General features: G+C 70.0%; 11 protein-coding genes. 1 reads left to right on the top strand and 10 read right to left on the bottom strand.

Annotated elements, in window-relative coordinates; translation table 11 throughout:
• Positions 1-48 precede the first annotated feature (48 nt).
• The 6 genes from ACGGCP_RS09230 to ACGGCP_RS09205 all read right to left on the bottom strand — a co-directional run bounded on the left by ACGGCP_RS09230 (position 49) and on the right by ACGGCP_RS09205 (position 9,586).
• The gene (locus ACGGCP_RS09230) at positions 49-1,095 is read right to left on the bottom strand and encodes a LacI family DNA-binding transcriptional regulator (protein WP_392963315.1); all 1,047 of its coding nucleotides are present in this window, start codon (positions 1,093-1,095) and stop codon (positions 49-51) included.
• Between the two features lie 81 nt (positions 1,096-1,176).
• Entirely contained in the window at positions 1,177-3,198 is a 2,022-nt protein-coding gene (locus tag ACGGCP_RS09225) for a TIM-barrel domain-containing protein (protein WP_392963312.1), read from the bottom strand.
• 103 nt (positions 3,199-3,301) lie between these two features.
• Positions 3,302-4,306, bottom strand: coding sequence for a LacI family DNA-binding transcriptional regulator (locus tag ACGGCP_RS09220; RefSeq protein ID WP_392963310.1), 1,005 nt, complete (start codon positions 4,304-4,306; stop codon positions 3,302-3,304).
• A 96-nt stretch (positions 4,307-4,402) separates the two neighbouring features.
• The gene (locus ACGGCP_RS09215) at positions 4,403-7,987 is read right to left on the bottom strand and encodes a LamG-like jellyroll fold domain-containing protein (protein ID WP_392963307.1); all 3,585 of its coding nucleotides are present in this window, start codon (positions 7,985-7,987) and stop codon (positions 4,403-4,405) included.
• A 231-nt stretch (positions 7,988-8,218) separates the two neighbouring features.
• Positions 8,219-9,202, bottom strand: coding sequence for an aldo/keto reductase (locus tag ACGGCP_RS09210; protein WP_392963304.1), 984 nt, complete (start codon positions 9,200-9,202; stop codon positions 8,219-8,221).
• A gap of 69 nt (positions 9,203-9,271) precedes the next feature.
• Positions 9,272-9,586 carry a DUF4333 domain-containing protein gene (locus ACGGCP_RS09205; protein WP_392963301.1) on the bottom strand — a complete coding sequence of 105 codons (315 nt, stop codon included), beginning with the start codon at positions 9,584-9,586 and terminating at the stop codon, positions 9,272-9,274.
• Positions 9,587-9,695: 109 nt separating this feature from the next.
• Here ACGGCP_RS09205 and ACGGCP_RS09200 point away from each other — a divergent pair, with 109 nt between their 5' ends.
• The gene (locus tag ACGGCP_RS09200) at positions 9,696-10,700 is read left to right on the top strand and encodes a hypothetical protein (protein WP_392963300.1); all 1,005 of its coding nucleotides are present in this window, start codon (positions 9,696-9,698) and stop codon (positions 10,698-10,700) included.
• A gap of 37 nt (positions 10,701-10,737) precedes the next feature.
• On the opposite strand, the gene ACGGCP_RS09195 is transcribed toward ACGGCP_RS09200, so the two are convergent.
• The 4 genes from ACGGCP_RS09195 to ACGGCP_RS09180 form a co-directional block, all read right to left on the bottom strand.
• Positions 10,738-12,801 (bottom strand): cellulase family glycosylhydrolase, encoded by a 2,064-nt coding sequence (locus ACGGCP_RS09195; RefSeq protein ID WP_392963298.1) that lies wholly within the window; start codon positions 12,799-12,801, stop codon positions 10,738-10,740.
• 196 nt (positions 12,802-12,997) lie between these two features.
• The gene (locus ACGGCP_RS09190; protein ID WP_392963295.1) at positions 12,998-13,402 is read right to left on the bottom strand and encodes a nuclear transport factor 2 family protein; all 405 of its coding nucleotides are present in this window, start codon (positions 13,400-13,402) and stop codon (positions 12,998-13,000) included.
• Positions 13,393-14,196 (bottom strand): MBL fold metallo-hydrolase, encoded by an 804-nt coding sequence (locus ACGGCP_RS09185; protein WP_392963292.1) that lies wholly within the window; start codon positions 14,194-14,196, stop codon positions 13,393-13,395. The genes ACGGCP_RS09190 and ACGGCP_RS09185 overlap by 10 nt, the downstream gene beginning before the upstream one ends.
• Before the next feature lie 121 nt (positions 14,197-14,317).
• Positions 14,318-14,806 (bottom strand): MarR family winged helix-turn-helix transcriptional regulator, encoded by a 489-nt coding sequence (locus ACGGCP_RS09180; RefSeq protein WP_392963289.1) that lies wholly within the window; start codon positions 14,804-14,806, stop codon positions 14,318-14,320.
• Positions 14,807-14,811 lie beyond the last annotated feature (5 nt).

The following is a 14,811-nucleotide window of genomic DNA, read 5'->3' as shown; positions in this document are numbered from 1 at the left end:
GGTCCTTCCTGTTGCGCGCCAGTGCGAATCAGGATCTGCCAGCTGGCACTACTCCATGGCGGTGAGGGGCGGGGCGGTGGAGGCGCGGACGACGAGGCGGCGGCGCGGTGCGGCCGCCTCCGTCTCCGGCCCCCCGGGCGCGGCTCCGGGCAGGAGCCGCATGAGGACGTCGAGGGCATGGGTCGCATCGCCTTCGAAGTCCTGCTGGACGGTGGTGAGCGGCGGGTTGAGGTAGGCCGCGGCGGGGATGTCGTCGAAGCCGACGAGGGAGACGTCCTCGGGGACGCGCCGCCCGGCTTCGTGGAGCGCGCGGGCGACCCCGATCGCGGTGTCGTCGTTGGCGCAGAACACGGCCGTCGCCTCGGGCGGCAGGGCGAGCCCGGCGGCGTGGCCCCCGGCGGGGGTCCAGTCGCCTTCGTGGTGCGGGGGCGGCTCGATGCCGCGCGCGCGGTGCGCCTCGGCCCAGCCTTCGAGGCGTTCGCGGGCCTCCCACCAGTCGAGCGGCCCGGCCACGTGCCAGACCTTCGCGTGGCCGAGGTCGAGCAGGTGCTCGACGGCTTCGCGGCAGGACGCGGCGGTGCGGCCGCGCGCGAGCGCGACCTGCTCGGCGGGCAGGTCGGCGGCCTGGCCGAGGCTCACGATGGGGACGCCGGCGGGGCGCACGTGCTGGCCCTCGTCGATCGGCTCGGAGAGGATGATGCCGTCGACCCCTTGGGCGAGCAGCCAGTCCACTGCGTCCTGGATCGCCTCCGGTTGGCCCTCAGGGGTGTTGGCGACCATGAACGAGAGCCCGGCCGCGCGGGTCGCGCGCTCCAGGGCCACGAGCATCGAGGCGGGGCCGTAGAGGGCCGAGCCGAGCGAGACGACGCCGATGCGCTTGAAGCGGCCGGTGATGAGCGCGCGGGCGGCGGTGTTGGGCCGGAAGCCGAGCTCGGCGGCGGCCTTGAGGACCTTCTCGCGCAGCTCCTCGCTGACGTACCGCTCGTTGTTGACGACGCGGGAGACGGTCTTCTGTGAGACCCCGGCCAGGCGCGCGACATCGGTCATCCCGGGCGGTCGGCGCCGGGGGTCGTCGGGCGTGGCTGGGGAGGACATAGGGCTCCAGAACGGGTGTGACTACGTTGTCAGGCGTAACCTACGCCACGTTCTGGAGCAATGTCAAGTCTGACCGATCGGTCAGATCGTACCCACCAGCTCCGCCAGCGCCCCGTCGCGAGCGAACACCGGGATCACGTCGATCGGCGCGGCGGCCTCGATCCACTGCCCGCCTTCGAACGACGCCCCGGTGTGGAGGTCGGTCCAGGACGCGCCTTCGGGGAGGTACACGCGGCGCTCGGTCGCGTGCGCCTCGACCACCGGGGCCACGAGCAGGTCGGGCCCGAACATGTACTGGTCGGCCAGGTCCCAGCAAACCGGGTCCTGGGGGAACTCGTGGAACACGCCGCGCATGACCGGCTGGCCCGACTCGTGCGCCTCCGTCATGAGCCGCCTCGTATACGGCCGCATGGCCTCACGCAGGCGGACGTAGCGCACCAGGATCTCGTAGACCTCGTCGCCGAAGCTCCACAGCTCGTTCGCCGAGCCCGAACCGCAGCGGTCCGAGCCGTCCGCGGCCTTCACCGGCTGCCACGGCTGGCGGTCGCCGTGCATCCGCATCACCGGGCAGAACGCGCCGAACTGGAACCAGCGGACCAGGAGCTCCCGGAAGCCGGGATCCTCGATGTTCCCGCCGGAGAATCCGCCGATGTCGGTGGTGAACCACGGGATGCCCGCGACTCCCATGTGGAGTCCGGCCGTGATCTGCTTGCGGAAGTCGGCCCAGGACGAGTGGATGTCGCCCGACCACACGAGCGCGCCGTAGCGCTGCGAGCCGGCCCAGGCGCAGCGCACGAGGTTCACGACCTCCTCCTGCCCCGCGGCCCTCTGGCCTTCGTAGAACATGCGGGAGAACGCCTGCGGGTAGACGTTGCCGACCTGGACGTTCGGGCCCGCGTGGTACCGGTAGTTGTCGAAGTCGTAGACGCCGTACTCGGGCTCGGCCTCGTCGAGCCAGAACACCTTGATGCCGAGGTCGAAGTAGTTGCGCTTCAAGATCTCCCAGGCCCGCTCGCGGGCGCGGGGGTTGGTGGCGTCGAGGAACATGCTGGGCCCGAGGAAGCTCATCTGCACGTCGAGGCCGCGTTCGGTGCGCACCAGCAGGTTGTCCTTCTTGAACGCCGCGAAGTTCTCCGACTCGACCGAGACCTGCGGCCACACCGAGACCATGAGCTCCACGCCCATCTCCTTGAGCTCGTCGACCATCGCGGCCGGGTCGGGCCAGAACTCCTCTTCGAACCGGAAGTCGCCCATCTTCGGCCAGTGGAAGAAGTCCGCGACGATGACGTCGAGGGGCAGGCCGCGCCGCTGATGCTCGCGGGCGACTTCGAGGAGCTGCTCCTGATTCCAGTACCGCAGCTTGCACTGCCAGTAGCCGAGTCCGTATTCGGGCATCACCGGCGCGTGGCCGGTCGCTGCGGCATAGGCGGAGGCGATCGCGGCCGGGGTCGCTCCCGCGGTGATCCAGTAGTCCAGCTGCTCGGTGGACTCGGCGATCCACTCAGTGCGGTTCGCCGCGAAGGTGGCCGAGCCGATCGCCGGGTTGTGCCAGAAGAACCCGTACCCGGCGCTCGACATCACGAACGGCACGCTCGCCTGCGAGTTGCGGTGCGCCAGTTCGAAGGTCGATCCCTTGAGGTCGAGGATGGCCTGCTGGTACTGGCCCATCCCGTACAGCTTCTCCCCCGCGACCGGCTCGAACGCGGCCCGCAGGCGGTGCGCGCCGCCGGGCAGCGGCCGGAACTCGCGGGCGGTGAGCTTGAGCGCCTGGCCGTCGCCGAGCTCGCGGAGGAGCGTGCGGCCCTGGGCGTCCCGGAATTCCAGCGTGCAGCGGAAGACGGTGTACTGGGTCTGCCAGTCGTAGCCGCTCGATGCGTGCAGCACGGCCGTGACGCCCCCGTTGACGATCGTCGCGGTGTCGCCGTCCACAGTGATCTCGACGTCCACGGGCTCCGGTTCGAGGAGCGCGAAGTCGGTGTCCAGCACCTCGCCCGCGCGGGTGCTGCGCACGCGCAGCGAGTCGCGGCCCCAGGCCTGCACGACGAGGGTCTCGCCGTCGCCGCGCCAGGTGATGGCGTCCTTCGCCGTCTCGAACTGGTTCATAGGGGTTCACTCTCTTCTTCGGGATGACGGTCCGCCGACAAGTCAGCGAACCGGTTCGCTGAGCATCATGCCAAGACTTCGGCATCACGTCAAGCAGGGTGGATCAGTCGGCGGCGACGCTCGACCGCTGGTCGAGGCGCGGCACGATGAGCCGCTTCCCGGCGGGCGCGCCCGGGTCCTCGACCCGCTTGCACAGCACGTCGACCGCGGCTTCGGCGACGGCCACCGGCTCGGACTCGACCGCCGTGTACGAGAGCACGTACAGCCGCGCCAGCTCGCCCGAGTGCAGCGAGACCACGCTGCGGTCGGCGGGCACGTCGAGGCCGAGGTCCCCGAGCACGAACGGCAGCATGGCGACCGCGGCGTCGTTGTGGATGAGCAGGGTGGTCGGCAGCGCCGGGTCCTGCAGCGCCGCGCGCAGCGTGGAGCGCACCTGCTCGGGCCCGACCGGGACCGGGACCGGCACGAGCCGCACGCCCCGCTCGGCCGCGCGCCGCAGCGCCGCCCGCTCGAACCGGGTCGCGTAGGTCGAACCGGACTCGTACAGCTCCTCGGGCCACTGCACGAACATCGCGTCCCGGTGCCCGGCGTCGGCGAGGTGGTCGACGAGCATGTTCGCGGCCGAGGCGAAGTCGAGGTCGACGGCGTCGATGCCGCGCGGGTCCTCGGGGTTGCCGACGAGCACCGCCGGGAAGCCGGAGCGCGAGATCGGGTCGAGCCGGGGGTCGCCGTCGAGCACGTTGAGGAGGATGAGGCCGTCGACCTGGCGGCCCGCGATCGCGCGGCGGACCGCTTCGGCCCCATCGGGTTCGGTGAGGAGCATGACGGCGTAGCCGCGTTCGCGCGCGGCGTCGGAGAAGGCCACGAGGTAGGTCGCCAGCGCGGGGCTGAACTCGGCCTCGTGGAAGCGGACGACGACGCCGAAGGTCATGGTGCGGGAGGTCGCGAGCGCGCGGGCCCCGCTGTTGACGGAGTAGTCGAGCTTGGCGATGGCCGCCTCGATGCGGGCCCGCGTCTCGGGGGTCACGAACTTGCGCCCGGTGAGCACGGACGAGACGGTGCTGCGCGAGACGCCCGCCTCGCGTGCGACATCGCCGATCGTCGCCACTGCCGCTCCTTCCGTCGGTCTGGGCGAGTGTATCGGCTCGCCCGGTGGTGGCGGGGGTGTCGGAGGCGGCCGGGGAGGCCCGGCCGCCTCCGATCCCTAGTCGAACAGCGGGGTGAGGGTGGTCCGGTCGAGGTTCGGCGCGTACTGCGAGCGCAGCAGGACGCCGGGCCAGGCGTCGGAGCCGTAGCTGACCCCGTCGAACTGCGGTTTCTCCTCGCCGCTGACGCCGATCTCGTTCACCCCCTCCGCGAGTTCGACGAACACGGTGAGCTCCCAGAAGTGGTTCTCGTGGAACGAGTGCGGGAAGGCCACGCGGGTCGGAGCGGCCCCGTTGACCGAGACCAGCGCGTAGCGGGCCACGGGGTCGGGGTTGTAGTGGGTGGCCGGGGACTGCTCTTCGTTGGAGTAGCGGAAGGTGAGCGCGTAGGTGCCGGCCTCGGCGACTTCGACGGTGTCGAAGGTGAGGGTGTTGCCGTTGCCGGGTTCGCCGCCGATGCCGGTGACGGCCTGGCCGCCGGAGGCGAGCGAGAGGTCGGTGGCGGCGGCGGTTCCGGCGATGGCGGCGTCTTCGGCTTCGTAGGCGGTGGAGGCGAGCGCGCCGGACGGGGTCACCGTGAGGCGGTCGATCTGGAGTCCTCTGGCGCCGTTGACGACGATCTTGTTGACGCCGCCGAGGAGGAAGGCGTCGACCTTGCCGCGCCTGTCGGTCGTGACGGGCTGGCCGTTGACGGCGATGCTGGCGCGCTTGCCGAGGTCGAGGAGCGCGGCGGCGTCGTCGGGCGAGTAGACCCAGAAGGTCGCGGTGGCGCCCTTGGGGATCGATGCGCCTGAGGCGGTGCCGTAGACGGGGGTCGCGCCGTCGAGTTCGGCGTGCTCGGCCTCGTAGACGTCGCCGGTGCGGGCCGGGTTCGGCAGGGCGAGGTCGATCTTGTCGATGAGCACGTCGCCGGAGATCGCGCCGCCGTCGGTGCCCTTGGTGGCCAGTCGGATCACGTGCTCCCCGGCGGTGAGTTCCACAGTGGTGTCGGCGTGGTCCCACACGACCCACTTGTAGCCCAGGGGAAGGAAGATCTCCTGCTCGGCCTGGCCGTCGACGGTGAGGAACATGTTGGTCGGGCCTTGGGCCTGCACTTCGGGGTCGGTGTTGAGCGAGCTCGCGAAGACGCTGAGGTCGTACTCGCCGTCTTCGGGCACGTCCACGGTGAACGCGAGGCCGTTGTCGGTGCCGGTGCGCATGCCGCCGACGTTGTAGCCGCCGGAGGTGTAGAACTTCGCGACGTTCGAGGGTGAGCCCTCGGGGCCGTTCACGTTGAGGCCCGAGCCCTGGAACGCGGCGTCCTCGGCTTCATAGGTCGCTTCCCAAGTGGCCCGCGGCTGGGCGCTCGTGCCGGTGTCCGCGCCGGGGGTCACGATGACCTCGTAGGAGGACTCGGCGTCGAGTTCGGGCAGGTCGCCCATGCCGAAGTGCACGGCGGCGTCGCCGTCGGCGACGGGCACGTCGAGATCGGCGATGACATCGGGTTGGGCGCTGTCGCCTATCTGGCCGCTCCAGGAGATCTCGCGCACGGTGACGCGCACGGACTGCCCGAAGACGTCCGTCGGGACGTCGCCGAGGCGGAGCGTGTAGTCGCCGCCCGCGCCGCCGAGGATGACGCGGCTCTGCTTCAGGCCCTCGTCGAGGGTCGCCACGCCTTGGAGGGTGTAGCTCTGGCCCGGGTTCGGGGGCGTCACCTCGACGGTCTGGCCGCTCATGCTGCTGTAGGCGTTGAGGAGCCACCACTGGCCGTTGGCGCGGTTGGCCTGGACGGCGGAGTCGGAGAGGTTGCCGTCGATGTTCCAGTAGGCGATGTCGCCGTAGACCTTCTTGTCCTCCAGGGCCGAGATCCACTGGATCATCTGGCCGGGCACGGAGGTGTGGTAGTTGAAGGCGTACTCGGTGATGTTGATCGGCAGCTGCGTGCCTTCGTACTCGGTGCCCGCGAAGAGCTCGGTCTCCCAGGCGCGGTAGCGGTCCACGTTGGCGCGGATGTTCGCCGGGTCGGAGAGCTCGTGCCACACGACGGTGTCGGGCACCGTGCCCGCTTCGATGGTGTGGGCCATGAAGCCCTTGACCTGGTTGTAGAGGACGCTGGTGTTGGGCCCGCCGATGCGGGCGTCGGGCAGGACGCCGCGGATGACGGCGTGCGCGCGGTCCCAGGCGGCGAAGAAGTCGTCGGGGTCGCTGAGCCAGCTGGTGCCGTTGTAGCTCCACTGGCCGGTGCCGAACATGTTGCCCTCGGGCTCGTTGTACGGCATGAACACCACATTGGACTGCTGCTCGGCGGGCAGGGTCGCGACCTGCTCGGCCTGGAGCTTCAGCTGCTCCATGTAGAGGTCCATCTTCTCTTCGGGCGTGCTGCCGGGCCACTGGTAGGGGAAGCCCCGGTGGATGTCGGTCATGTAGATGTAGACGTCGCCGTTGGAGGCCTCGACGAGCGGGCCGAGCACTTCGAGCGCGTCGGCGCCGGGGTGCTGCGGGCCGTCCTGGGCCTTGGTCGCCACGGTGGCCAGGTCGATGCCGTCGATGAGGTTCTGCGACGGCAGGCCCTCGTCGTAGAGGCCGTAGAGGGTGCCGGACGCGCCGCCGAGGAAGTCGCCGGTGGTCTTGCCGAGGTTCACGTGGAGGGCGTTCTCGACGACCTCCACAGTGGCCGTCACGGTGAGATCGTGGCCGACCACGCTGCCTGACACGGTGAACGTGCCGGGCTCGCCGTACTGCTCGGCCGGGATGTCGTCCCAGTCGATGGACACGGTGCGGCCGATGCCGTCGCTGAAGTCCGCCGGGGCGGCGGCGGGCAGTTCGGGGGCCTCGCCGACGATGGTGCGGGCCTCGAACGAGTCCTGCTGCAGCCCTTGGAGGACCGGCAGGGTGCCGCCGTAGATCTCGGCGACCTGGGTGGCGTCGAGCGCGACGTCGTAGACCTGGAACTCGTCGATCGCGCCGTCGAAGAACGGGTGCCCGGACCAGAACGCCTTGCCGAGGAAGCCGGAGGTCGTGCCGTTCGGGTCGTGCATGACCGCGTCGAGGTCGAGCCGCGCCTGCGTGCGGCCGACCTCGACCCCGTTGAGGTAGTAGACGATCTGCTCGCCGTCGATGGCGGTCACGGCCTGGACCCACGTGCCCGCCGGGAGCTTGCCGGTGCCGTCCACGCCGACCTCGCCGCCGCCGTTGACGGGCTTGATCGAGGAGCGGTTCGTCGCGGGGCCCTGGTAGGAGGGGGTCAGGAAGGTGGCGCTGGCGTTGTTCCTGCCGAGGTTGTAGGCCCACTGGAAGTCCGCGCCGCCGTCCCAGCGCAGCCACGTGGCGACGGTCATCTGGTCGCGGCCCGCGAAGAGCCCGTGCGGGACCTCCACATAGGGCGCGGTGGTCGAGTTCGACGCGCCGCCGGTGAGGTCGAGCGCGGAGGACCCGTCGCGGCCGGGCACCAAGGGGGCCTGCCCGGGGTTGACGACCTTGCCGTCGAGGCCCGAGGGCGACAGGTCGTCGACGGTGCCGTTCGCGACCTGCCCCTCCTCGAAGGAGTAGGAGAGGATCAGGTGCTCGTCGAGCGGGTTGGCTGCGGCTGGAACGGCCGCGAGCGGCACGACCGCCAACGCGGCGAAGACGCTCGCCGTTCGCAGGAGGGGTGTGCGGGACTTCATGTCGCCTCACTCTCGTCATTGAGAGGTCCGCTAAGAGGGAGACTCTCAGCGAACCGGTTCGCTCAACACCGTATCGAGCCAGAGGGATATTTGGCAAGACTCCAGAGAACCGGTTCGCCAGAAAATCGCGACCAGCGGGGAGCCGTCGCTCCCGGGCGGTCGTATCGAAGTACGCGAATCCGTCAGGTGGACGCGAATGCCCGGTGCCTCGGGGAGGCACCGGGCAGCGGGCTACCAGCGGTGGTGGACCTGGGCGCGGATCTTCGCGTCGTAGAGGTCCCGCACGGCCGCGAGCGCGGACTCCGGCAGCGGAGCGAGATCGGCTGCCGCCGCGTTCGCCGCGGCCTGCTCGGGGTTCCGCGCCCCCGGGATCACCGTCGAGACGCCGGGCTGCTGGATGAGCCAGCGCAGCGCGGTCTGCGCTGGGGTCGCGCCTTCCGGTGCGAGCGAAGCGAACTCGACGGCAGCTTCGACGCCCGTGGCGTAGTCGACGCCGGAGAACGTCTCGCCCTGGTCGAAGGCCTCGCCGTGCCGGTTGTAGGTGCGGTGGTCGTTCTCGGCGAACACCGTGTCGGCGGTGTACTTGCCCGAGAGCAGGCCCGAGGCGAGCGGGACGCGGGCGATGATCCCGACCCCGGCGGCCTCGGCGGCGGGCAGGACCGCCTCGAGCGGCTTGAGGCGGAACGGGTTCAGGATGATCTGGACGCTGGCCGTGCCGGGCCGACCGATGGCGGTCAGCGCCTCGTCGCAGGTCTCGACGCTCACGCCGTACGCGGCGATGCGGCCTTCGTCGACGAGGGCGTCGAGCGCGTCGAAGACGGCGTCCGAGGAGTAGACCGGGGTCGGCGGGCAGTGGAGCTGCACGAGGTCGAGCCGGTCGACGCCGAGGTTCGCGCGGGAGCGGTCGGTCCAGGCCCGGAAGTTGTCGAGCGTGTAGAGCGCCGGGTCGAGCGCGACGCGGCGGCCCATCTTGGTGGCCACCATGACTTCCGCGTCGGGCCGCTCTTTCAGGAAGCGCCCGATGAGCTGCTCGGAGCGCCCGTCGCCGTAGACGTCGGCGGTGTCGAAGAAGGTGACACCCGCTTCGACGGCCGCGTCGAGGACGGCGAGCGCGTCCCCCTCGTCCACGTCGCCCCAGTCGGCGCCGAGCTGCCAGGTGCCGAGCCCGACCACCGATACCCGCTGGCCGCTCCTGCCGAATGCGCGCTGCTCCATTGGTCCCCCAAGTCGTGCGTGTGTGTCGCGCGCAAGTCTAGGTCTTCGGACGCGCCCGGCGCCGGTGGCTCAGTTGGCGGTGTCGGCGACCTGGACGTCGATCTCGAAGTCGGTGCCGTCGACCGAGGTGAAGGTGATGACGGTGTCGTACTCCGTTCCGGAGGCGGGGTCGGTGAGGACGCAGGTGACGTCCTCGCCTTCGACGACCTCGATGTCCTCGCCGCCGCAGTCGATCTCGGGGCGCTGGCCGACCTCTTCTTCGAGGGCGCCTTCGGCGGTGTCGGCGAGTTCGTCGGCGGGGACGGTGGGGGTGCCGAAGGTGCACGCCGCGAGGGCGGCGACGGCGAGCGCGGCGGGCAGGGCGGTGATGATGCGGGAGTTCACGGATTGTCCTTCCACAGGGTGTATGTCCAGTGAGTGTAGGACGATTCGCCCGCTGGCGCGGTCCAGCGGATCGGGCCCGCATACCGGTCCTGCGAGTAGGATTCCGGGCGTGCGCTACTTCGTTCAGTTCCCCGCGGGCACCGGCGACCTGGTCGCCGAGTCAATCGGATCCTATGTGGATAGTCCGGAGACCGTGTACGCCGACGACAGCTCACTGGTGTTCGAGTCGGACAGCCGCTACGAGCAGGTCGTGCGGATGCCGTTCGTGAAGAACTCGTTCACGGTGATCGCGGACGTGGTGCGGGGCGACGTCGACCGGAACGTGCTGGAGCTGGCCGACAGCCTGCGCTACGACGGCCTCGACTCGTACGCGGACTCGTTCCGTGTGATGTTCCATGTGGACGGGGCACTCATCTCGGTCCGGCCGAATACGAAGCGCGCGTTGGAGACCGAGATCGGCTACGCGTCGGGCCAGCGCATGGTCGGGCGGGGCTCGGGCGAGGAGTACTGGGTGGTCGGCCGGTCCGACTTCGAGTACCTGATGCTGTGCCGCAGGCACCTCCGGCCGAAGCGGGCCGCGAAGGCGGCGGGCGCGATCTCGCACGAGCTGTCCTCGCTGCTCATCGCGGCCTCGAAGCCGCATCCGGACGACGTGTTCCTGGACCCGTTCGCGGGCTCGGGCTCGTTCCCGCTGGCGCGGATGTCGTTCCCGGCGCAGCGCATCGTGTACTCGGACTCGGATCTGGAGCGGCTGCGGGAGGAGTTCCCGGCTTCGGTGCGCGGGAGCCGCGAGATCGAGTTCCTCGGCGAGGACGCGCTGGCGCTGTCGTCGTTCGGGGAGGGCGCGGTGGACGTGATCGTCACCGATCCGCCTTGGGGCGAGTACGAGGAGCTGCCGCTTGCGCTGCCGGAGTTCCTGGGCGCGATGGCCAGGTCGTTCGACCGGGTGCTGGATCCGCGGACGGGGCGGTTCGTGCTGCTGGTCGCGCGGATGGCGGCGGAGGAGGCCGGGAGGGCCTTGGCGGCGAACGGCCTCGGTGTCGGCTCGGTGCACGAGGTGCTGGTGAACGGGCATCCGGCGACGGTGCTCGTCGGGGGACGCGAAGCGGCGTGAAGGCCGGAGCCTCCACGCCGCCTTGGCGGATGCCGCGTTAAGCGGCCGATCCGGTCACGGTGGTGCCGGACTTGGTGATCTCGTAGGAGACCGTTCCGCCGCCCCAGAAGTGGAAGGTCAGCGTCACGGGCCGGTCGTCGTCGACCTCGTCGAAGAACGCGGTCTTCAGCAGGGTCGTCCCGGCGCTGTAGTCGGGCTGGAAGTGCTGCCAGTACTCCTTGTAGGAGGTCCAGTCCGCGGGCCCGGCGTTGGTGCCGTCGGCGTACTTGGCCTCCATTGTGGAGAGCTGGTCGCCCGTGAACTGGGTCGGGATCGCGAAGGAGGCCGTGGTCCCGGTCGCGTCGGCGAACACCGGCTTGTCGTAGGTGATGATGTGGATGCGCCAGGGGACGCCCGCGGAGTAGCGGGCCTCGATGGTGGCGTTGGTGCCGTAGGCGCGGTTCCCGGCGAGGCGGGTGAGCGCTGAGGCGGTCAGCGTCAGGGTGTCGCCCGAGACGGTGTAGTCGGCGCCTTCGGCGAGCTTCGCGCTCCCCTGCCACAGGCCCTGGAACTCGAGGCCGTTGCGGTTCAGGGTCAGCGACTCGGCGGTGATGGTCCCGGCCTTCTCGAGGTAGACCGCGTCGAACGAGGCGGTGCCGGAGCGGGTGGTCCAGCCGGACTCGAAGTACGAGGCGATGTGCTCGTCGCGCCACTGGAGGGTGTTGCGGTTGAGGAACTGGCCCGCGTCCCACAGCATGGTGGTGACCTCCTTGTCGCGGGCCTGGAACTCGGTGGCCTCGAAGAACTTCATGAGCTCGCCGTGCTCGTGGACGCCGGGGCGGTTGTGGTCGTAGTTGAGGACGGCCCACTCCCCCATGATGACCGGGATGTCGTCGTCCACGAAGGTGTCGTTGGCGCGCTGGAAGGTCCCGATGAGGTCCGCTTCCACCTCGGCGTTGTAGGTGGTGCCTCCGGCGATGTTGACGCTGAAGGGCCAGAAGCCGTAGAAGTGGATGGTCGCGGCGATCATGTCGTCGTTCAGGCCGTCGATGGTGGTCTTGAGCGAGTCGAGGCGTTCCTGCGCGGCGTTGGTGTACAGCGTCGGCAGCACCAGGAGGCGGTCGTCGTTGTTGCCGCCGGAGCCGCGGACGATCTCGTGGAACGCGAGGTTGAGCTCCTCGTTGTAGGCGTCCCCCTGCGCCTCGGTGGCACCGGCGAACTGCGGTTCGTTGTTGCTCTCGAAGGAGAGTTCGGCCGGGTAGTCCTTGAAGCGGTCGCTGATCTGCGTCCACATGGCCTCGAACTTGGCCATGACGTTGTCGTGGTCGTTGGGGAGCTCGTCGAGCCACATCCACGAGTCGTGGTGGATGTTGAGCAGCACTTGGAGGTCGTTCTCCAGGGCCCAGTCGATCACCTGCGCGACGCGTTCCATGCGCTCGGGCTCGATCGTGTAGTCCGGTGCGGGGCCGGTGAACTCGTCCCATGTGACGGGCAGGCGGATCGAGTTGTAGCCCTCGGACTTGACCTTCTGGAGGAGCTGCTCGGTGATCATCGGGTTGCCCCAGGCGGTCTCGCCGCCGAGCGCGTCGAGGGTGTTGCCGACGTTCCAGCCGGGCTGCATCGCGGCGACCTGCTCCATCGCGGAGACCGAGCCGGCGGGCGGGTCGGTCGTGGGCGCGGTGGTCGGCTCGCCGACGGAGCCGTCGCAGACGCGGCCGTTGAGGCGGAACTCGGTCGGGTCCGTGTTGACCCCGGCCCAGTAGCCGACGAAGCCGAAGGAGGTCGAAGCGCCCGTGGCGATCTTGGCGTTGTAGCTGAGGTTCTCGGCCTTGGCCGCGGGCGGCGCGCTCGTGTGCTGCGCGTTCCACATGCTCGTGACGTGCTGGCCCTCGAGCCAGACCCAGTCGACTTCCCAGCCGTCGATCGGCTCGCCGAGGTTGGTGACTTTCACGTCCGCGGTGAAGCCGCCCGGCCACTGGCCGGTGACCTCGTACTGGACCTCGCAGCCTTGGGCCGCTTGGGCGCCGACGGCCCCGAGGAGGCCTGCGGTCAGGACGGCGGCGGCGGACGCCGCGATCGCGCCGAGGCGCCACCGTCGTCGGTGCACATTGGTTGGACTCATGGCGAGTCTCCTTGCCGGAAGAGGTGCGTTGCAGTGAAGGGGCACAGCGCCGCCGCCGGTGAGGTTCGGGGCTCGGAGCGCCGCCGATCCAGATTAAGTTTGCTCGATAAACTTTGTCAATAGGAAAATCTATGCGCTTCGATTTCTTTTGCGAAGGAAGGGCCGGCGACTCGTCGGGGCTGCCGGCCCTGCCGCCTCAGGCCATGGCCTCCCGCACTTTGGCGGTGTCGGTGAACTGCTCGAAGCGGACGATCAATCCGCCTCGGACGACGAAGTGGTGGGCCACCCGCACGACGATGTCCTTGCCGGTGGCCTTGTTGCGGGCCGTGTAGCGGGCCAGGACCACGACGTGCTCGCCGTCGACCACATAGGAGTCGTCATGGGCGGTCCAGCCGTCCCACTCCTTCCCCAGGCGCTCCATGACGTTCGACGTGACGCCCTCGGGGGTCCGGTAGGTGCCCGCGAGCGGGAACCCGGCCATCTCGGTCCACTCCACATCGGGTGCGAGCGTGGCGCGCAGCGCCTCCAGGTCGCCCGCCGCCGAGGCGAGGTACTGGCGGCGGACCACGTCGCGCGGCTCGTCGGAGTCGTTCAGCCCCATGCCATCTCGCCCTTCGCGACCTTGCCGCCGATCTGCGCGGCGACGAGCAGTTCCGCGTCCGGGTAGCGCCGCACGAGCTCGTTCGTGACCGCCGCGCCGTCGGGCTGCTCCTTCAGGACCTCCTCGAAGGCCTCGAGGTAGTCGCGGGTGTGGCGCACGGCCTCGACCGAGGCGGGCGCCCCGGGCGCGCGGTGGCCGGGGACGACGAGTTCCGGTGCGAGGGCCTCCATCTCGTCGAGCACGCCGCGCCAGACCTCGCGGGCGTCGGCGCCGGTGTCGGCGGTCCAGACGTGCTGGCGGGAGAAGACCATGACGCCGCCGAGGATCGCGCGCTGGTCGGCCTGCCACAGGTAGTGCCGGTCGGCCAGGCCCTCGGCCCCGCCCTTGAGTTCGAAGCGGTTCCCTTCCAGCTCAAGGTCACCGGTGAGCGGCTCCAGCTCGACCAGCCGGGTCGGCAGGTTCGCTCCCGAAGCGGCCCAGGCCTTGAGCTTGCCTTCGTAGGAGTGCTCGATGTGCTCGATGACCGGCGGGGTGGCGACGAAGCGCGCGTCGGGGAAGGCGTCGGCGAGGACTTCGGCGCCGAAGTAGAAGTCGGGGTCGCCGTGGCTGACGAACACGGTGGTGAGGTGCTTGCCGGAGTCCAGGATCGCGGCGGCGAGGCGGTGCCCGTCGGCGCGTGTGAAGGCGGCGTCGACCAGGAGCGCTTCGCGCTCGCCGGTGACGAGCGTGGCGGTCTTGGCGGGGTTCCCGGCCGGGAAGTCCAGGTCGAAGATGGTGAATTCCAGCGTGCTCATGCCTGCTCCTCGTAAGCTGCCGATGGAGGACCGCCGTCTGCGGACCGCCTTCATCTTACGAAACAGTATCTGATTAGTCAGACATTCCGTCATGCCCGTGCTAGGCCGGAGATCACAGGGATCACCGCAGCCGAGGAATGGCATCCCTCGCCGCATGGCTGAGTATCCGCAGGTCGTCGGCGAACCACTCCCGGTGCTCGGCCGGGATCGGCGCGACGAAGTACCGCTCGATGTTCTCCCGGTGCACCCGCGTCGCCTCGACGGCCTTCCGCTCACCCGCTTCGGTGAGGCGCACGAGGCGGCCCCGCCGGTCGGTCGGGTGGTCGTGGCGCTCGACCAGGCCCAGGGCCTCCATCCGGTCAATCAGCCGCGTGACGCCGCCGGTGGTCAGCACCTGCTCGCGGCTGATCGCCCGCATCGGCATCCCCGCGTCGCCCTCGCGGGCCAGGATCAGCAGGACCTCGTACATGAGGTGGGAGATCCCGCACTGCTCCTCGATCGCCCGCCCGAGCAGGTACTCCAACCGGTTCGCCGCGCCCAGCAGCCGTCCGAACGCGAGCACCAGCCCGTCGTCGGCGGCCGCCTTCGCCGTCGTGATCTCCTCGCCCACACCAC

The organism is Glycomyces sp. NPDC048151 (assembly GCF_043202775.1).
Taxonomy (GTDB): domain Bacteria; phylum Actinomycetota; class Actinomycetes; order Mycobacteriales; family Micromonosporaceae; genus Glycomyces.
This window is presented reverse-complemented; position numbering and strand designations above follow the sequence as displayed.